Source organism: Vibrio maerlii, from assembly GCF_003415655.1.
GTDB classification, from domain to species: Bacteria; Pseudomonadota; Gammaproteobacteria; order Enterobacterales; family Vibrionaceae; genus Vibrio; species Vibrio maerlii.
Window position 1 is genome coordinate 60,276 of the sequence record NZ_QRHC01000015.1, and the last position, 23,714, is coordinate 83,989.

The following is a 23,714-nucleotide window of genomic DNA, read 5'->3' on the forward strand; positions in this document are numbered from 1 at the left end:
AATCTAGACCACCTTCGATGTTGGTGTCCAGTTCTGTGTCATGGCTTAACTCTGCTTACGTCCCTTAGGGGTCGCCTTTGAGTCCGCTCGCATCACCATCCAGCCACCTAATCCAGCAACCGCCGCTTTTACATCAATATTACTAGATGAAGTGTCTGCTGGGGCTTCCTGTTCTTCTACCTCTTCCTCAACTTTACACTCTGTTGTTTCTGGGTCACATTCTTCCTGAGGCTCTTGAGTTGGCTCACCTTCTGATTGCTCGCCTTGAACTTCCAAAGGAACAACCGTTGGCTCTGCAGCTTTTGTCTCAGCACCCTCTTCGTTGATCACCTCTTCAGAAACTTCTTCTCCGTCTTCAGGCAATGTTTCAAAACCTGCCGCGGTTGGATCGGTTGGTATCACAAAGTCTGCACCTTCAGAGCCTCCAGAGCCATTGGCTTGGAAGATAGGACTTAGGTTGGCAAAGGCTTGGTCGGCGCTCAAGTCAAACACTGTTGTCACGGCCGTTCTACTACGAGCCGCTTGACCAAGGTTCGATTCTGCGTAAACCTGCTTCGCATAACCACCAAACAGACCTGACTGCGTGCGACGAATAAGGTCTAGATTACCCTGAGCGAGCGAAATGATAGATGCTGGGGTTGACTCTGATTCACTATCAACAAAGGTAAAGCGACCGTATTCACCAACCAATACGTCCTCACTAAAGTTGGCGAAGAACAAGTCACTACCAAAGTGACCTTGCATCTGATCTTGACCAGCACCACCAAGCAAGGTGTCATCACCACCTACAAACAGATCTACAGACTCAAAGATAATCGTATCTTCATTGACGCTTAGAACAGAACGCGTTACTTGAGAACCATCACCACCCAGGATGTCGTTTCCTGCGCCACCATCAAGACGGTCTGAACCAAAACCACCAAACAGGATATCTCGGTCTGAACCACCCGTTAATGTATCGTTACCACCAATCGTTGTATCGCCAGTGCGAACACCCACATAACGACCTGCAGCATCACTGAAGATGACACCATCATCACCAATAACAATGGTTTCACCAGATTGGTTAGTCACATTATCACTGCCTACACCTGCGATAACCTGATCTTGACCCGCACCTACCGAAATCACATCACTGCCACCGGTAGCATTCGTGGTATCCGTAGAGAATACTTGACGACGAGCGCCATCCACAAAACGAACCTCACCATTGTCACCGACAACTGTATCTTGACCCGCCCCCGTTGAAATTGAGTCGCTGCCGAAGCCAGCTAGTACGATGTTTTCTCCATCGCCAGCACTGATTGCATCTGCCCCCCCTAGCGCCAAAGACTTAGTCTTAGCGTTCGTTATGACACCTTGGTCGTCGTACAACAACTGGCCATTATCACCTATGATGTGGTCATCACCGCCAACAGTAGTGATATTATCGCTGCCTTCACCTGCGATAACCTTATTATCACCAAAGCCCAATACAACAACGTCAGAGCCGCCTAGGTTATCTTCCGTCGTTACCGCCTCTATCAGAATACCTTGGGCGTTGTAGCTCAGCACGCCGTTGTCTGCTAGAACATGCGTATCACCCGATGTTGAGGTCACAATGTCACTACCAAGACCCGCTATCACTTTGTCATTACCAGTACCTAAGGTAATGATGTCTGAGCCTGTGGTGGTTTCATCTTCGTCAGTGCTTTGCATTACTCGGATAACACCATCTACTAGGTCGATTTGACCATTGTCCCCAATCACGATATCGTTACCTGCTCCGGTTGTTACTTGGTCGTTGCCATTACCTGCAACAACGATATTGCCACCGTTGCCCGCATCGATGACGTCATTGCCACCATTGATTAAAGAGGTACTCAGCGCTTGCGTCATAACGCCAGCATCGTCGTAAGTGAATTGGCCGTTGTCACCAAAGATATGGTCAATACCTTCGGAAGTAGTAATGGTGTCGTTACCCTGACCACCAAGCACAACGTTGTTACCGTTACCTAGTGTGACATCGTCATCACCACCGAGGCTCTCTTCAGTCGTCACCGCTTCAATTAGAACGCCTTGGGCGTTGTAACTTAGTACGCCGTTGTCTGCTAGTACATGTGTATTGCCAGATGCAGACTCAATCGAGTCTCCAGCGACAATCGCGTCTGTTGCTTCTTTTTCAAGAACACCATCTACCCACTCGGCAGGTTGCGCATCGATGTTTGAACCCAGGCCAGCAATAACTCGATCATTACCAGTGCCAACGACAATCGTGTCGTTACCAGCTGTAGAGTCATCCATATCCGTACTACGGATTGAACGAACCACACCAGCGACAAGGTCTACTTGGCCATTGTCACCAACAATAGTGTCATCGCCGCTTGCCGTAGTAACGCTGTCATTGCCATACCCCGAAATGATCAGCTTATTTCCATTGCCAGTGACAATGGTGTCATCTCCACCCTCTGAGTGTGATTGACTCATTGCTTGGACAAGAACGCCTTGATCGTCGTAGGTCAACAGACCGTTATCAGAGATAATATGGTCAACACCATTCTCAGTCGTAATGGTATCTTCACCATTACCGGCCAGAACAGTATTGTCACCTGAACCTAGTGTTAGCGTGTCGTTACCACCTAGAGAAACATCTGAAGTTTGTGCAGAAACCAAGATTTCTTGAGCGTTGTAATTCAAGCTACCATTGTCCGCAACAACATGCGTATTGCCAGAGGCAGATTTGATAACATCACTACCTAAACCACCTAACACTCTATCGTTACCAGAGCCAGCGTGAATGGTGTCGTCACCAAACGCATTTTGGTCGCCCTCTTCGGTCTTAAGAACTGCAGTACCATTGCGAAGGTCAACCTCACCGAAATCACCCAGAATTGAGTCATTACCAGTCGAACCTTTGACAAGATCACTGCCAGCACCGGCAATTACAATGTCGTTGTCTTCTTGAGCATAGATTTCATCTGCATCACCGAGCGATGTATCTGAAGACGCAACCAAGACTACAATGCCAGAATCTAAGGTAATCGTACCCATATCACCTAGAATCGTATCTGCATCGTCGCCGATAATCGTCGAACCTTGAGCACCGTTTCCGCCATATAAGTAATCTTGGCCTTGACCGCCAAGGATCATGTCATTGCCTTCATTACCCACAACGGTGTCGCTTCCACCCAATGTAAACCCAGTGTTGCTGACACTTAGTACATCATTCAATGTACTAGACAGAATACGGTTAGTATTAGCGGCTTGATTGATAACACCCTTATCGGCAATCACGATGTCATCGCCTTCACCCGCATTGATGATGTCATTACCAACAGTCAGATCATCGGATGTTTCTAGGTTATCCGTTTGGGTGTTTGCATCATTTACAACCGTCAACATCTGAGTCGTCAGGTCAAGACGAGTTGATGTATCAACATTGAATCCGGCATCACCATAAATATGATCCGTACCACCTAGGCCGTTAATCGTATCGTTACCAGAACCACCTGCTAGGTGATCACCGTATTGACTGCCAGTAATCTGGTCATTACCTGCACCACCGTAGATAACAACTGAACCGCCAGCACCCGATGCATCAATAATGTCATTGCCAGGGTTAGCAAACTCACGAGCTTTATCTGTTTTTTCATCAGAAGTCGCGTCATAAGACCAACCGTTCTGACCGGTTTCACCAAACAAAATTAACGCTGACGCTGCATCACTGCCTGTTACAGACAAGGTGTCGTTACCGCCTCCACCGTGAACAACAGTGATAGAACCCGCCGCGGTTCCTTCGACTGTCAGACTATCGTCTCCCTGACCTAAGAACAGCTCTACAACTTCGATATCACTGTATTCAATACCTTCACCCATGCCGAGGCCAGTTAAGCTTGAGCCAGTCAAGATACCATTATCGCTCTCAACACTACCGTCATTGAAAATATTCAATTCATCCGTCTGTTGTGATTCATTAATCTCGATATCTTTCACTGGAAGTTCAGAATCAGTTTCCGTTGGCAGCATGACTGCCACGCTCAATGCTCGGTCTTTACCAGATGATGATCCTCCTTCGATAACCAATTTACCGTTGATGCCTGTTAACGTATGGGGCTGTAGAGGTGGATTTTGTACCGGTTGACCCTCTTGCTCTTGGTAGTCTGGGTTTACCGCTAGAGAGATCGTAATTGGTTGATCCCAGTTGGTCGCATCAAAAGTCACGGTATTATCGAGGGCATTAAATCGGCTGTCTGCACTTGAGAACAGGGTTTGACCATCATTCAACAAGTTCACCGTTACTGGAGCGGTTGGCGCTTTACTCAACACGATCGTATATTCATCGGTTTGAGTCTCACTCACTAGTGTCGAACCATCCGTTTGCTCAATAATCACTGCGCCGCTGTCGTTATCGACCACCGCTACCATTTGTTCGACTGAATCAAGTTGGTTGTAATCAGAGCTATTCAATGAGCTACTTGTTGATATTGACACACCTGCTTGGTAAACGTTTTCCACATCTAAGTCATCTAATGCTGTAACTGTGAATGATTTGACTTGGTTCCAATCACTCGAATCGAAGGTTAACTCTGCATTAGCTAAAGAAAGCTGCGCTGCTGCACCTTGACCAATGATTTCAGCAATCGATACTGTTACAACCTCACCAGCTTCAGGCTGTGTAGTGAGACGCACATCGTAGGTAATACTCGAACCACCCTCTACCACTTGCTCACCTTGCTGAGGAAGCACAATCAGGTCAGCTTGATCATTGTCGTAAACTTGGACCTCTACATTGGCAATGTCCAAGTTATCAAACTCAGGATTATCGCTGGTTACGCTATGGCTTATAACGTAGTCACGTGCACCTTCCATTGCGCTATCATCAGTCGCTTTCACGTAGATAGTTGTATTGTCATCCCAGTTAGATGTTGAATCGTAAGTCACTACTAATGATTCGTAATAATTGATTCCGTCTAGTGACACTAGGATGCTGGCAGCTTCGCCATTGGTACTGTCTTTATCACTGCTGGATGCACGCGCTGCAGATACCGTTACATAGGCCACGGTTGCAACGGTTGGCTGGTCCACATTCAGCGATAGTTCATAGCTGTCCGTCACACCGCTTTCATCAACGACTAGTGTCTGCTTATCAACGCCTACCGCACCATTATCTTGGCTTGCCACATTCAGTGAAATACCTTCAACAAAGATGCCGTTGAACGCTTCATCTTCACTAAATACACTGTGATTAATGAAGCTGCTACGGCCTTCTACCGCGTAAGACACTATCGGTTTCGTTACGTCGCTTGCAACATTGAACTGGTCAGCACCTAGACCACCGATAATGGTTGTTTCTACATCTTCATTGGTACTTAGAACATAGAAGGTATCATCGCCTTCTAGGCCATCGACCTCTGCAAACTCAACGCCTGTGTAACCGATGTTGAGACCTGCACCAAAAATGCCGTCCTCAGTGATCATAAAGTTATCATCACCTTCTGTACCCAAGACCACAACTCGGTCGTTACCTGCACCACCATCAATTTTGAGAGCGGCATTGATGCTGTACTCAATGGTGTCTTCACCTTCACCACCGAATAGCTCAACATCGACGCTGTTATTAATCAGACCACTGTCTGCTAACAAGAATGCACGAACAACAAAACTATCATCACCTGCTTCACCATAGAGTTTGGTTACCGCTTTGTTTGAGTAAACCTTGATGCTGTCTTCACCATCGCCACCGTAAATAACCATTGGCAAGCTGTTACCGCGGCTTAGGTAGCCTAATGTTGTTTCAGTAGTTTCAATTTCATCACCGGCAGCCACTGTTCCTGCGCTGAGGGTGCGCTCGCTACCGTATAATTGACCAACTTGGAAGCTATCGTTACCTGCACCACCATCAAGCGTCACAATGGTACTGGTGTCATCACTATAGAAGCTATCTGCACCATCTAGACCATTAATGATCAAACGAGCATTGATAGAGCTGTCATAGTTGATACGTTCTACCGTATCGCCATAACCACCATTTCCATCGTCATGCATCGCAGCGACAAAATGCGCACGTAGTAAGAAAGTATCGGCTTGTGCTAGACCATTAATTTCTAGTACATCCGCACCGTCATTTTTAGCACCCGAATCACTCACATCGATAGTGTAATCGGCATCACTACCGGTACGGTTGATGATGTAGCTATCAGTACCACCTTGTCCATCAAGAACAAGTGCATCATCACGGCTATGAAGTTGGTTAACGATAATCTCATCGTCACCACTACCCATGTTGACATAGACATCACCAACCAATGAGGCAGCATCTACCATGACGTAGTCATCTGATTCAGCCATATTGATGGTAATGGTCTGAGCTTGAAGTGAACCCGTGATCGTCAGGCTATCTTCATCATCACCACCTAGGAAGTTAATCGTTGTTCCTGCGTTAATTGAACCGTGAACCTCAGAGACAGCACCTTGTGCATCAGAGTTTCCTGTATCACCCTTATCGACATCTATATTCACACTCATGTCTGCGTCCAACACAGCCCCCGCTTCGAGGATGAAACCATCGCCAGAGTTAATGTTGATATTTGATTGAGTCTCCAGAGTCACACCGTTTACGACAGTAATATTGTCGTCTGCTGAGTTATCCGTTGAGATAAGGTTGATATCGCCAACAGCGGTAATGTTCTCTGTAATTGTAATAGGACTGCGAGTGACAATATTGACGTCACCACCAGCCAACAGACCATTCGGTAGTCCGTTTACGACACCACCGACACTCAGAGCACCAGTATTTTCAATATAAGTACTGCCTGCCGTTGATTGACCTTGGATATTGCCAACTTCTGTCGTAATTGCGTTATCTGATTCACCAATATCTTTAGCGGCAAATAGGTAAGCCATGCCTGAGGTTACATTATTGCCGCTGCTATTATCATTCAAGATTCTGCCAGCTGGTGCTGCAATAAAGGCAATGGCCGCTGCACCAGTCTGAATTGTGTTGAGATATAGATCGCCGGTGGTTTCGGTTATGTGCGCATTATTTGCACTTGAAAGCGTTAGATTGTCCCCTTCGGCTGAGCCAGTATCGATATCAAGATCGTTACCAATTTGACCTACCGTATCTAAACGCGCAGTTAACGCGATACTGTTAGCAATGACATCAGCCTCAACGTCATTCAGTGCGTCTAAAATCGCGAGGTGTGCGATTAGCTCAACATCACCATTGGTCGATTCCACTTTATCGATATCTAAATTTTGTTCGGTTTCATTCACGCGAATATCGTTTAGAGCCGTCGCAGTGAACGTGCCACCAATCAGATTGATATCAAGTAAATTACCTATTTCACCAATCGAGCCAATGTTCGAAGTGAGAACGATATTTACCGCTCGAATATTCTCGTAATCATGGTTAAAGGCATCAACGATAGAGCCGTTCAGCGCCAGTAGGTCCACCGTACCACCACTCGAGTAAATCGTTGCAACATTCAAATTCGAATCTACTTCAGTAATGTAGATGTCTTGCTGAGCTCGTGCTGTTAATGTGGCATCGCTATCAAGATCGATGTTGAATCGGTTAGATGAACTACCAATAGCACCTGAGCCTGCCTCTAGAATTAAGGTACTGCCTGCATAAACCGATGCAGATGAACCAGTGCCATCCGTAAGACTCTGCTTAGATTTAATACGAACATTCTCACCAGAGATAGAATCGATCTCCATCGATTGTTCTGACCCTAGGTAAACATTGCCTGATGCCGTTGCTGAAATAGTGCCTGCGACAAGTACATCGATATCTTCACGTTGATCGATCACGATCTTCGTTACATTTGCAGTACGATAATCAGAGTTGCTTAACGTTGTGACTGCTGATGAAACAACAGATGGGTCAACTTCTTCCAGGTCAATAACCAAGCCACTCATGCGTACGATTTGGTATGTTTCACTACCTACCTGTACATAACCGTCTTGTACTAAACCGACATCGGCCCAATTCGCGTCATTGTCATTGATCAAGGTGATCAGATCAGGGGTGCTGCTGATTGCCGCAACATCAAGAGTCACATTGATTTCTACTGATAGGTCGGTTGATGTCAGTGTCATCGTCGAGTCGGTGACCGTAGCGACTTCGTAGAAGCTACCTTCGTCATTCGCATTTGAGCTATCACCGGCGATTCGGATTTGCATACCAGCGACAAATCCATCATCAATCCAACTGCCCGAGTCACGAACCAAAGAATCTCCACTATCGGATTCTTCCACATCAACAGTTACATTCTGCGCTCGTTCTTCCAGTAAGAAGTAGACGTCATTTCGTTCAGCTGCGGCAAGTTGAACTCGCTCGTCATCGGTATAATCACCATCAAGATCAATCTCAACCGCTCCCGTTGCGCTACCGATATCATTTTGAGTCACGATAGTAATATCGCCACCCGCCGAGATATTTGCATCTTCAATAGAGGCTTGAGTATTGGTGATAGGTTTCAGCAAGCTACCACTGATGAGGTTTAGCAGTTCATCTTCCGTCCAAACATGGACACTACCTTCTAGCTCCGCACGTTTATCATCTGACAGGGTATATTCATACTCAATGTCGTATGCTTCTTGGCCATAAGTCGCATGCAAAGAATGGTACTCAGCATTGCGCTTGTTGTTTAAAGTGGTAATCGCATCATCAACAAACGTCTCGAGCTCTGTGCCACTAAGACCCTGCTCTTCACCTTGAGCTTGGTACACCTCACGGTAATATGTTTCTTCACCTTCCGAGATAGTCGCGACATCAGACACATCATAATCACCCTCAAACTGACCATTTCGGATATTCCAGTAAGTGCTGTACTCCAGTTCACGAGCCGTAATGTAAGCTTCAACCACATCATCAATCTTATCTTGAGCGGAGTCACTACCCTCAATCAGACCTAAGTTGACCCACAAGCCCGTGCTGAGTTCTTCGTAAGTGCGCTCATCACGAATCGCAGAGGTATTTGCGTCTTGTAGTGAGCCTTTCGATACCGTGATGGTGACATCACCAGACTCACTTGAGATTTCCTTCGCAAGGAAGTCGCCGTCAAGCTCAGTTAGGTAAATATCGTTTACAGCCAACACGGTCACTGAATCGGTATTGAACACACCGCTGTCTATGGTCAGAGCTTGGCTAGACGAACCGACATGCGCTTCTGAATTGAGATGGATGATACCACCACGCACCACACCACTCGTGCCAGACTCACCCTCAATGCCACCGACAGCAGATAGGTAAACCTTTCCGCCCGTATCACGCAATGAATCATAAATGCTCGCCGAAGAAATGTTGTTAACGACAAGTGGTCCGTCTATCTCAACGATATTGATACGCCCACCAAACGTTCGAGCCGTAATGCCACCATCCGCATCATTTGTTAAATTCGTTCGCAATGCATTGGTCGCTGCATCGATGCTGCCATCAACATTGGTAATCGCAACACCACCGATCTTACTCGCGGTTATAACGATATCTTTACCGCCCACAGAACCATTAGACTGAGTGTAAACCTTGGCATTAGTATTGATTGTAGTTGTACCCTCAGAGTTACTAATTGCACCCTGAACAATCACATCCCCCCCATTAGTTGAGGTGATATCTATGGCTCCAGCCTCAAGACCAGTGAAGGTGATGTTAACGCCGTAATCTGCCTTGATAGAGTGAATTGACTCTGTACGGACCTTGCTCTCATTAACAAACTTCGCGTAGTACGTTTTCTTGCCCCACCAGGTGCTCTTAGTCCATTTCTTAACTAGTGACGTTTCAGAACTCAACGTAATGTCGTTCGTATCGAACGTATAGTCCTTGTTTTTGTCCAGAGGCACGAATTCAAAGTATGCACCTTCTCCGCGCAATGTTGGGTCACCTAATGGCTCAGGATCACCATCAAACACAACATCGTTCGGGTCTTTAGCAAATGCATCGATACCTAACCAAGAAGATGTTGCTTCCGTGGTGTAACGGCGATCGAAACGTTCTTGCCCCATACTCCAAGAGTAACGCCACCCCTCTTTAGGCAAGTACTCCATCGAATCTGAGCCACTTGAAGTTGATTTGGATGAGCCCTCAGCGTATTCCGTAGTTACCGACACGCCAGTTTCATCTTTGATATAGGTGGTCACTAAGGCTTCACCCGAAGAGTTGGCTTGCGCCTTATCTCGCAAAATCAACGTTCCCTTACCACGCTGAGAAGCATCCAAACCGAGAATCTTAATATCAAGATCAGTGTTGTTGTTTACCTCAATCTCAGCGTAACCGCCAAGCAACTCAATTTCAGAGTTTTCATTGGTATTTAATATATGACCGTTTAATTCGATGTAACCACCGCTAACCCGCATATCACCAACAACAATTTGGTCGTTGGTCGCATCATAGAAAACAGAGAAGTCTTCGCTACCAACATCTAGACGAATTAAACCCGTTGCTCCTGAATCTTTGAGATCTTGAATTGTGTCTTCCATTGATTCATCAATATCAAGCACAAAGCTTTCTTTACCACTTTGAATTTTACCGTTGATATTGATGTATTCAGCAGTAATAGAAATGTTATCTGCATAAATACTTGGGCCAGTAATCGTGCGACCGATGAGGTCATCTACTTGACTATCTGTTGCTTCATTGAGACCGTTATTACCAATTTCTGAGTTCCATTTAGCGTACTCAGAACCATCGACAGAATAAGTTGAACCTGGTGGCAGGCTGATCACAGTCGAACCACCCGTCATCACAACCTGATTCTCGACATCAATATCCGCGTAGATATTGATGTCACCCTTACCTAAAGTATTCGATCCTTCACCACTGAGGGACTTCAGCTCTAACGTGCCAGAGCGGTTAGTAACGTCACCATTCACCGTGATAGAAGGCCATGTAAGAATCGCGTTGTTATCTGGATATTGAGACTGGAGTTCAGCAAGCTCTTTATCAAGATCGACATCATTAACGATACTAATTAATGGTTGGTTATCCACACCTGCATCTTGTCGTTCTCCATTGAGATAAACCCCACCATTCTCTTGAGGAATTGTTATGTCGTTCACAACCAGTGAAGCGAGTGTATGGTTAATTATCGTTACTGATGCGTCACCTGGCGCAATAATATAGCCCGCATAGCCTTCATCCGCACTTGCGCGGATATCAACACGCCCAGCTTCAGCATGGATGTCATCAATGGTAATTACCGAAGTGGAAAGTTCTACTGGGAAATACTCACCACCAGCAGATACGTCCATCAAGCCTTTCTCTAACAACAATTGCTGGATGCGGTCGATTTCAGATTTGTAGAACGCTTCGATATCCGTATCGCTAGACTTGCCATCATTAAAGATTGACAGCTGCTCTTGCGCATAATCTAAGTCTTCAAACAGGCTTGAGCTCAGTGCTTCGATAGATGTCGAATACGTCACTCCATCTGTTTTAACCACTTCATTGACCGTCCCATCATTATTCAAGCTAATGAACTCGATGGACTGATCACGGCGAATACCTGTTTCCAAAGTACCGTAGTTGTAGACAGAACCCGTTGCGCCACTGGTCACGTCTCCCCCCAGGTTCGCTGTTCCACCTAATGCCGATGCCCAGTTAACTGTCTTAGTTTGTGCATCCATATCAGCGAAGCCAAAGCGCTCAGCATGAAGGTTCATTTGGCGGGCTGTTTTCACGTGCGCACCAGAAGCAACAGTGATGGTATTGGTTTGGGTTAATGTCGCGTAAGCACCCGCATCATCGATTGGAATTACGCTATCTGAGAAGCTATCAATTAATGCATGAATCTTATAATCGTCTCGGTTGAAGTCAGTATCAGTACCGGTAGACAGATTCACATCACCGTATGCGGTAATGTCAGCACCCTCGTCAATTAAAACGATATTTTCCGGTGTGATATTTACATTGGCATTGGTGACTGAAACAGAAATCGCACCACTTGAATCCGCCTCCACATTACCAACGACTGTACCTTGACCTCGAGCGGAGAGCTGCAGATCACCTACTGATTCTAGAATCGCGTTCTTACCAATGCGTACTTGCGCTAAAAGCTCATCGTCAGTGATTTTCACTGTCGCACCAGTACCAGCCAAAGCACCTGACGCATTAAGAATCACTTTATCGGTAATATCGAGGTCGTTTAGAGCATTGAGTGAGATGCCGTCATCATCGCCTGTGCCCCACGCAGTTAGATCGGCATCGTCACCTACATCAATGGTAGTTGCCATATCAAGCACTGTGCGGCTGTCCGCTCCAGCAGCACTTGCAAGACCAACTGCTACCGCTTGGATCTTGCCACCTTCATTTTTGTATGCGCGGTTAATCGCATCGGTATTAATATCTAACGCAGTGATCTCTAGGTTATCACTGTCACTCGAACCATCGCCCAAGATAACATTGACATCCGCTGTGATATCGTGGTCAATCTCAGCACCAGAGCCAGAAAGTAGACCACCAGAAGCAACCACAACTTTTGCGTCGAACTTGGTTAGATGCTCAGCTTTCACATCAAGAACACCAGCACCTGAGCTTTCACCTAATGTGATAGAAGATTCATCATCTACCTCAACCTTCGTTGTGCTGGTCGATTTAGTATCTGCACCAACACCAGCGCCAGCAGCCAGTCCACCGCTACCCGCTACTGCAAGTACGTAGTTATCTTCTGTCGCTTTAGCGACCATGGTTAAGTCACCGCCACGATAATCAGTCGCAGACATAAGCAGAATGGTATCGACATCGGTTTCGCTATCGGCAAACACCACACCCGCAGCAATAAAGCCTGCTGAGATACCATAGCCTTCCGATTTTTGCTTCGCATTCGCTAACGCTTTAACTGAACCCTCACCATCAGCTGTGATGTCAGAATCCGTCATAGACACGCCGATGTCACCTGTCACAGTAGTTTCGACGAACACACCTGCACCCGCAAAGCCAAGACCAGCAGATACCGAGGTCGCCACACCCATCGTATAAACGTCATCCGTCGAGCTTGCTGTCACTGTAAAGTCGCCAGAAGCATCTAAAGTTGAATTGCGGATATCACTGTTAAGACTGACTTCTACATCATTGATCACTCGGGTTGCAGACAATGATATTGCGACACCCGCAGGGGCAAGGTTGACTGTTAACGTTGCGGTTGCAGCTGTTGCATCAATATCTGATGTACTAGATGAAGTTACTGAAATGTCCGTTGCACCGATATAAGAACTGTCTTCAATGTAGCTATCCACTTCCGCGTATACATAGTTCTCAACCCGAACGGCAGCACCTGCGACAGCCACACCTGCAGCGCCACCCGTAGCAGCAGCACTACCGGCACCAACACCAGCGTCGATCGTCATATCTAGGGAAGAATCGACTTCTAATGTGCCTGATGCATAGATAGCACTGTTATCGATATAACTTGAAACAGCAACCTTATTAGTGTCGTCACCAATTTCGTTGACTGCAACTGAGCCACCTAACGATACACCAACGCCACCCGCAGCACCGCCAGCACCTGCAGCAGCGACAGAAGCTATCGTCGCTTCAATACTTGACGTGTTAACTGCCAAGACCTCAACTGCGCCCACTTTATTGTCTGATGCACCAATTGTTGTATCTTCAATGTAGGCAGTGGTATCTCCATAAATGTAGTTTACTGTTTCTGCACCTGCACCACTTAGCGCAAGGCCACCACCTGCACCACCAGCTGCCGACACGGAAGCTGCAACCGATGTAGCCTTGATAGTATTATCGGTATCAGCGGTTACGCTTACATCCCCCGTTGAGATTTCATTCACATCAGCAATGTAGCTTGCAGTATTTGCATCGACCGTATTTTCAGCGAGTGCGACACTTACCGTACCGGCCACACCACCACCTGCACCAAAGCCTGCTGCTAATGATGCCGATGCCGTTGTTGCAGTGATCTTGTTGGTGTTGTCTGCATCTAACGTAAGGCTCGCACTATCGATAACCTTGCTAGAGGCTGAGCTGTTATCGATATAAGTTTCTACATCGGTGTAGACAGAGTTGGTTGTGCTTGCACCTGCACCTGCACCAGATAGACCGCCGCCAGCACCACCAGAGAGCGCCATACTGCCAGCACCAACACCGGCATCAATTGTCATCTTGCCAGTAGCATCAATCGAGAGGTCGCCAGATGTTGTGATGCCGCTATTTTTAACAAATGAACGAACGCCCTGACGAGAGTTACTGCTACCGATATTATTCGAAGCAAGCGCAGCACCAAGAGCAATACCAACACCCCCACCCGCGCCGCCGGCACCTGATAGTGAAGCTGCCACAACTTCTGCATCAATGTCAGAAGTGTCTTTTGCGTTGACCGACACACTTGATGCACTGTCGATTTGAGAGCCTTGGATATAGCTCTGCGTCTCACCATAAATATTGTTTACAGCTTCTGCGCCAGCACCACCAATGCTGATACCGCCACCTGCTCCACCTGCAATAGAAGAAGTGGCAGCAACCGAAACCGTATCAATGTCATTGTCAGCAATAGCATCAAGCGTAATCGCGCCTGTGCTATCTACTGATTTCGCCTCCTTGATGTAAGCAGAAGTGTTTACATCAACCAGGTTTTCAGCAATAGATAGACCGATATTAACGGAAATACCACCACCGCTACCCCCAGCAATCGCAAGAGATGCAGAGCCAAGGTTTGCCTCGATGGACGAAGTGCTGGATGAGTTAATATCAATCAGTGCCGCATCAATAACAGCAGAACTTGCACCAGTGTTATCAATGTATGCATCAATTGCTGCATACACATCATTGGTTGCAACAACACCCGAACCAGCTCCTGAGATACCACCACCAGCCCCCCCGGCGATCGCCATACCACCAGCACCAACACCTGCGTAAATCGTCATGTTGCCGGTAGCTGTTAGGCTTAAACCTCCAGTTGTCGTGACGCTTGAGTCTTCAATATAAGAAGCAACCGTCAGGCGATCGTTCTCAGTACCGATCTCGTTTTCAGAAACCGCCGCACCAATTGAAACACCAACACCACCACCCGAGCCACCGCCACCGGCAACACTTACCGCTGCAACTTGAGCCGTAATATCTGAGATGTTTTCCGCTGTCACTGCTACGCTATTGGCATCTTTTACATCAGCATCGCTAATGTATGCCATAGTATCGCCACTGATGCTGTTGATTGAGTTTGCACCTGCGCCACTTACCGCAAAACCACCACCAGAGCCAAATGCAACGGCGACCGAAGCAGCTACTGAGGTTGATTCAATTGTGTTATCTGCCGAAGCATCAATATCTAGTGCGCCCGTCAATTCAACGTCGGCGCCCGATACATAAGCGCGTGTATTGTTGTCCACTTCATTACGCGCGAGCGCAACACCAATTGTTCCTGCAATGCCACCACCGGAACCAAAGCCAGCAGCAATAGAAGCAGCGCCTGCGTCAGAATCAATATCTGAGGTATTGCTTGCTGTCACGGTAAGATCAGCCGCTTTAATTTGATCGCTATTTGAAGTGTTATCAACATAGGCATCTACATTGGCATAGATACTATTCGTCGCACTTACACCAGAACCCGAACCTGCGATACCACCGCCTGAGCCGCCAGCGATTGCCATTGAACCAGCACCTACACCGGAATCAACATCGAGATCGGCAGTTGCGGAAACAGTAACGTCACCCGTTGCATCAAACTCTGATTCAATAATTGACGCCGATACCCCCAGGCGAGAACCAGAATCTCCAATGTAGTTTTCCGTGACGGCTGCGCCAATCGAGATGCCTAAACCACCACCATTACCGCCAGCCCCTGAGACCGATACTGCAGCGACTTCTGCATTGATTTTAGAAGTATTCGTTGCTGTAACCAAAATATCATCGCTGCTATACACTTCACTGTTTGAAAGTGTTGCGTTAGTTTCACCTTTAATCGTGTTAATTGCATTTGCACCCGCACCAGAAACGGAGATTGAGCCAGATGTGCTGTAGCTAACGGCAAAAGAGGCAGCAACCGAAGTCGCAGTAATAGTTGAATTTGTGGTTGCAACGACATCTACAGAGCCCACTCGATCATCTGAGGCGCCTAGTGCCACATTATTGATCGTTGCGTTGGTATCGTTGTTGATGTCGTTTTCAGCCAAAGCGACACCGATACTCAGTGCTCCAGAGCCAGATGCTGGAGAATAGCCGCCAGCAATCGAAGCACCAACAACAGCACTGGTGATTGTGCCGGTGTCTTTTGCTTTCACCGCTACAGAGTCAGCTTTGATTGTTTTATCAGCCTGAGTTGCTGATATTTCTGATGTAGTGTCGATCATTACACTGTTGTTGGTATCTGCGCCAACACCGCTTAGTGCCCCTGCAGAGCCTGACGTTGATTTAGCAAGCGCGACAGACGCGCCAACCACAACTGAGGTGATTTCTTGTTTGCTTTCAGCGAAGGTATCAACCGTACCTGAAACATCAATATCAGTATCTGTAATCAGAGCACTGATCTTATTCGCTTCGCCATTACTGTCGCCGATCTTGTTTTCAGCGATAGCAATGCCAATGCCACCAGAAACACCCGTTCCCGTTGTTGCTCCAGCATAAGCAAAACTTGCAGAAACCACACTTGAACTGATATCGCCATCTGCCACTGCGCTAACAAATACGCCATTTTCTGCATCGGATGCTGCGTTAGCCGTCGTTTCTTGAACGATGGTTGAATCATCAATTTGCGCAATGGTGTCACCATACACTTCATTTTGAACGTAGGCGCCAGATCCAGAAAGCGTCACTGTTGTCGATGAACCACTTTGTAGACCAACAGAAGGCGCAACCACCACCGCGATGATATCCGCTTCATTGTTCGCTTTTACATCCAAACGTGCGCTATCAAGATCTTCACTTGGTAAAGTGATCGTACTATCAACTACTTTCGATCGTGTATTCATGCGAACTTTGTTATAGCTCACGGCCGCAGCGACAGAAACACCCACTTGAGTATTAAAGTTTGCTGCCGTGTCTTTACTTACACCTGCACCAATCGCTACTGACAAAATATCCGCTTCGCTGATTGCGCGCTGACGAATCTTGCCCGTTGCGGCAGTGATATCGCTGTTGTTAACTAGCGCATCAATATCGCTGACGATGTTATTTTCAGCGTAAGTGACACCGACGGTACCATTTCCTGCGTATGCCACACCAAGGGCAATAGCGTAAATATCAGATTCATCTTTTGCCTTAATATCAGCGGCAAAACCATCACTGTTCTTGCTATTAATGGTTGCCGTTGTGATGTCAGATAGGAATGCATCGACATCATTTGTCACATTGTTAATGGAGACATTACCTGTGATTGCAATGCTACTTGAATTCTGGCTACCTGATGTTTCTGCAATACCAGACAGCGCAGCGGAAATAGAGGCAGTAACGACCGTACTGTTATTAACCGCATTGATTGATAGTGAATCCAGCGTCAGTGTATTTATCGCCTTCATACCCGCATCAATATCGAATTCAACGTCGTTACGTAAACCAATACCCGCCGCCGCAAGCGCAAATGAGTTAGCTTCAGAGCTTGCGTAAGAGATTGGGAAAGCAAGCACTAATGAATTTTCTGTTGCCTCTAACGTCAACGCGTCGGCATTAAAGCTATTTAGGTTGTTGACCGATGCTTCAGTTGTGTGGTCCGCCTTGTTGAAGATAAACGCACCAGACACCGAAATACCGTATTCGCTGTTCGCTGTTTCTGGCTCTTCACCACCCGATGGGGCAACTTTGCCCGTCGCCCACGCTGCACTCATTGCGGTACCAAATACAAAGCCATCTGAACTTGCCGAGACTTTCGCATCACCGTTTACATCGACATCACCAGAACGACTTAATGCATCACTATTACCAATTTGTGCTTTGGTCACCTTAGTTACGTCATTCATAATTGCTGACGCACCAACACCAATTGCACCGCCAGATGCACCACCACCAGCGACAGTGAGAATGTCAACTTGGTTATTCGCCGTGACACTTAACTTTTCAACACCGCCCAAGTTGTTGATGCGCGTTGCTACATCCAACTCAACACCAGAATCCACACGAGCATTCACATTGCTTTCGATGTAGTTACCCATGAACAGACCTGAGATACCCAAAGTGCCAATACCGTAACCGGCAGAGTAACCAAGGTTAATTGCGAATAGGGTGTTATCTGCATCCACACTCAATTCGTCCGCGTAAACCTTTGCACCATTCTCTATAACCGAATCACTGTTCATGGTGACGTTGTTAATGTAAACGCTGGCACCTGAACCATTAAGACTTTGAGAAGCACCGCTAGCAGCATAAATCTGTTTGAGAACAGGAATATTCGACGTGGTGTCCGTTAGCAGACCTACGTAGTCGACCGATTTGTTCACAGTTGAAGAGGAAACATCTAAAGCACGCACACCAATTTGTGCATTTGGGAGAAGGCTATCAACGAGAGTTTTTGAATCAACGGTTGCAAAAGGCATATTTTCAAGCGCGGTTCTTTGGTTGATTTCTACGCCACCGCCCACTTTCGCGTCAGCATTCTGATTCGAGTTTAAGTACGCAAAGTTCAACCCAATTGAGACTTTTGCACCTGCCGCTTCAGTTTTAATCGAGTTGTCAATCAAGTATAGATTCGACTCACCGCCGAAAAGCTGATTTGGGATACTGGTGATTGAATCACCAAGTAGCTCCCAGCGCGAGGTATTAGTGTAATCTTCCGTTGCAAACTGGATGGTGTCGTCGGAACCAACGAACTTATACACAGCACCGAATAAACCAATATCAGGTTCTTTGCCATTAATTACAGGATCCCACTCGTAATCTCCTGTCCCAAACTCAATCAGATCACCATTTTTGATTTGATAATCAGTATCGATATCACCCGTACCAATCTTGGTTGGTTTTACATATTTAAACGTCGTATCCGTGCTAATTAAGCCGGTGAGGTTTTCGGTGTGGGCATCAAGGGTGATCTTATCCAGCACATCTAGGCTTGTATCACCCACCATCAAGGCATTAGCGTTATTTTTCAGATTACCAATAGAAACTGAAACAGCCCCACCAAATGGCACTTGGCTGAACTCGCTTTTGGTACCGGTGGAACCTTCAAGCTGCTTAGTGTTAGAGATTGAGCTTGAAACAGAGTTCACGCTCGTCAGTAATCTTGCGTCAGAAGAGGCAGTCTGTGTTAGCGAACCGCCCACTTGTATATCACTCGATTTGCCATCGATACCAATATAAGAGTTCACATTGTTCGTGTCTTCAGCATAAGCAAACGCAAGGCCTAGAGTAAACTTGGTCGGCTTTAGTCGGTCACTTGGAGAGGCTTTTTTACCTAGCCATTTTAAACCGGTTGAGGTAATAACATTTGACGCTTTTTGCTTGTACTTATCCGTGAAGTTATCAAGGATACTCGGCACACGGTCAACAATCGCTTCAGATAAAGTACCCCAAGCACCACTGACGCGACCTTGTTTGTGCTCAGCATTAACCGTTACGTCACCTAATACAAACACATCCCCTGCCAAGATAGCTTGGGTATCTCCATGTTCGATATGCACTGCAACACTTGCAGCAAGCTTACCTTTTGCACCTGCATCGCTAAGTGCCCCAACATAAGTGAAGTCGGCAGTATTTGCCGTAACATCTAGGTCGCCACCCGCTACAATGGTAGCGGTATCGGAAACTGTCACTAGTGAATCAGAATCCAGCAGACCAACAGCAACACTTGCCGAGAAACCTTTGTAGCCAAAGAACTGATCAGCATTGACGTAAAGGTAGTTTTCGGTGTTTGACGCAACAGTGACATCACCTTCCGCTAAAATCGTACCGTTCATCTCTACAACGGCTGAAGATTTAATACTGCCGATAGCGACAGATAGCATGAAAGCGAGAGGCTGAGAGGTAACTCGCGCAATTGAGCGAGCTTCAATCACAATGTCATCGCCCTTAATGATAGCGCCTTCAGCGATCGTGATGCTGGTGCTGACCTCTGAGCGAGAGTAACCAAAAAACAGACTTGTGTTCTCCAGTTCGTTTTTAAAGTCATCGATACTCGGTACATTGCTATCTATAGGTTCACCACCATAGTTCACGGGACTATCAGGGTTAGTTTCCGCCATCGCAATAATTTCGATGTCTCTACCCTGAATCGTGGCATTACCGATCGTGATGCTTGCTCCTACATTGTCGTAGTTGTAGAAACCCAAGCCCTTAATCACGTTGCGCGCATCAGAAGCAAACAGGCGAATATCCCCACCACTTGCTAATGTGTCACCTTGAGCAGAAATAGTGACACCGTCACTCACCTCAACATGACGAGCGTAGAATTCAATGTTACCCGCACTATCACCATTGAGGCCATCAGTAACCATATCGGCATTTACAATGATTTTATTATCACCTGCTCGAAATTTCAGAGACTGACCTTCAATAGTGATCGCACTACCAATCGTCAAGTCACCACTCGACTCTGTAACCAAAGAGTAATTACTACCCGTCACGCTTGAGTAGTCGAAATCAGTCACATCAAACGTACTCGAACCGCCATAGAAAACAATATCGTTTGATGTCGCACTGTCGTTAACCGTGACATCTACGCTATCTGTAGCTGTATCGCTACGCAAAGAAACATCTAATCGAAACTCGTTATAACCACTACCACCCACTAGGTCAGCGTTAGTTTGTCCAGCATCCAGGACCACGTCGATAGTTGCATCAGTTGCGTCTAGCTTAGTCGCTCCGGAAGTGGCTAGAACTTCAGCTTTATCGACACCAGATAGCGTCAGTGACTTGTCTGCCTCTGCGTTGGAATCCGCAGTATCTTTCCATGTTATCGCGCTGTCAGACAGTGAGACCTCATCATGAACTGAGGTGCTTTCAGTACTAATCACATCGTATCCAGTCCCACCGATTACGCTGATATCATCGCTATCGACATAGAATTGGTCGGCACCTTGGGAACCAGTAAATGTATCGGAACCGCCGTTACCGCGCTGGGTAGTAAGCTGCACAGAGGCCACTAAACTCATAGTGACACCGGTAGCAACAGTATTCGATACCGATGCAGCATCTAAGCCTAAAACTGCGAGAATGGAGTCATCACTACCTGCGACACCAAAAGAAGATATTCCAGAAATTGAAAGCTTGGCATCAACCTGATCAAACTGGGCCTGCATAGCGCCCGTTTCACGGTCATCGGCGGCATTAATTAAGGCAATAAGCTCTTCAAGCGTTGTTGCTCCCTGAACATCGATATCAATAACTGCTGAATCATCATCCAAGGTAAAGCGTAAAATGTGCTCTGTTAACTCTTCCCATCCTTCGACCAATGCTAAGCTAGTCGATTCAGACACACCGTAAAAGTCACTCGCATCAAAGATATCATTTCCAGCAGAACCAATAAGCTCAGCAGTTTCAATGCCGTCTAATCCAATTAAGATACTGCCACCGATTTCAAGTTGGTGGTTATCCAGATCAAACGTCAATCCACCGCTGAGATCAGAGCTCATATCGCTTAAAAGCGTATCTTCACCTTCACCACCAATGATAAAGTCGTTTGAGTTACCCGATACGTAAATAAAGTCATTTCCATCGCCAGCATCAATTGTGTTGACACCTTTCGCACCACGAATGGTATCGATGCCTGCTTGAGTGGAAATCTCAGCGTTTCCATCAAATGCCGACAGGTCAACATCATCTGCACCAAAGCCGCCCTCAATCTCGATATAATCTTCAGTACCAAAATCAATCAATGTGTCAACGACAGTCTCTCCTTCCTGCGACAGCAAAGCAGTTACATCGTTTAAGCTGGTTGTGACATTGGTAAGAATCGCTTGTCCTGCATATAAGCCAGCAAATTCAATCGTAAAACCATCAGTCGTATCAAGAACGATGATCTGACCGTAATTCAGGTTCAGTGCTTTCTCTATCGCACGCGAGAAATCACGAGTAGAAGCATCCCAATCGATTTCTTCAGTCGTATAGCTATTGCCATCAAGATAATTAAACGTGAGGGTATAACCTGTTCCTGTCTTTGAATTAGGCAGCGTCACTGTCACCAGTTCATTCGCGCCATGAGAAAGATCGAGTTTGTAGTTGAGTCCAGAAACTGCAATATGAGCGCGACCAGAAAATTCTTCTTGTAGGCGATCAACGCCATCTCCCGCTGTAATGCTATCAGTACCTTTGAGCCCAATTAGAACATCACCATAGTCAGAGGCAACGAGGGTGTCATCTAGATCTGTCCCCTCTAACGTAATATCATAATCATCAGACGCATTTGCATCTAAGGTATAACCCTCAGTGTCAGTATCCTTCTGAACCGCTTTCAGATACACCGCTTTTATGTTGGCATAAGTATCTGTTTCATCGCTTGAACCATCACCATCTAGGTCAACACCTAGCGTAGCGCCCGATAGGTACATATCTGCAGAGCGAGCCGCGATAACCTCGTTATCACCACCATTACCTGTGATAGTGTCATCACCCGCTCCCCCGACAAATACATCGTCTTCCGAGCCACCAATTAATACGTCATCCCCGTCGCCACCCACAAGGTATGCAGACACGTCAATCGTAGAGAAATCAAAATAGTTATCACCAGTTCCGCCTTCAGCAGAGAGCAGATCGACGTCCACTAAGGTAATGGTTTGATCAGCCGTATTAGTGAAGGTAGTACCGTCCCAATTACCGCCTTGATAGGTAAAGTCCTCACCGGCTTTATCCACGCTTACGGTAATATCGACACCTGTTGACCCGGTATCACGGAACACAACAGAATCACCACCACCTGCACCATCGACACTGTCTCCAAACCCTACGACGAACAGGTTATTGTTGGTATCGCCAGCCAATACATCATTGAATGATGAGCCGATGATAGTATTGAAACCACTAACACTGTCGAATCCCGTTGCCGAGCTATTTTCAAGGTCAACGGTCACTCCTTCGGTGTATTGGCTGTAATCAAGATAGTCGGTACTACTACCATGGATTTCATCGAAGCCAGTAAAGGTAACTTGAGTCGAAGACGCACTATCGACAATGGTTCCTAACTGACTTTCTAGCGTCGATAAAACGCCATCACCTTCATCTGTTATCTGCCAGTTGTAGCTGTTATTTATCGCAGAAAGCACATGTTGTGATTCATCGGTATTGGTCACCTCAAGCGCTTCAGCATTTAAGAACTCAACGATTCCATTTGTACCCATGGAGCCAGAGTTGTCACCACTAATTTGCCAGTGACTCTCTGTCACTGCGGAATCTGCAGCAATGGTATCTGTGCCTTGTGCGCCATCAAACTGGACAATGAAGCTGCGCTCACCAAGGTCGAGAAAAGATTGATCAACGGTAAATGTGTCATCACTGTCTGTGCCGGTAACAGTGATGATGCTGCCGTCAGCGATGCCCGTCAGAGCGCGCTCGCCTAATACAGCGCCGTTGTCATTGTTGTTGATAAGTTGGATATATTGCTCGTTGGCTTTTTCAACCACTTGCAATGTCACATCATTTTGTCCATCCACCAAGACGGCCATCGGATCAGCTGACAAGAGCAAGCGTGGCTCTAGTTGCTCAATAGCAAACAGGTGGTTTTTAACAGGGGAAAGCTTCCACTTATCTCTTTGGATGGCTCGGTTGATCCCTGCCATCAAAGTAGAGAGTTGAGGATGAAGATTTTGTTCACCCTTTGAACGCTTCTTCGATGACGTTGTGGTGTCCAGTTGTGTATCCATAACAT

At 46.6% G+C, this 23,714-nt stretch carries 1 protein-coding gene; it reads right to left on the minus strand.

What is annotated here, in order from left to right; translation table 11 throughout:
* Nucleotides 1-45 precede the first annotated feature (45 nt).
* Nucleotides 46-23,709 (minus strand): LEPR-XLL domain-containing protein, encoded by a 23,664-nt coding sequence (locus tag DPF91_RS19860; protein WP_117236182.1) that lies wholly within the window; start codon nucleotides 23,707-23,709, stop codon nucleotides 46-48.
* Nucleotides 23,710-23,714: the final 5 nt, after the last annotated feature.

What these genes read in the sequence shown, in the direction of transcription:
- DPF91_RS19860 (WP_117236182.1), bottom strand. Translation starts at nt 23,709, where the DNA reads ATGGATACACAACTGGACACCACAACGTCATCGAAGAAGCGTTCAAAG.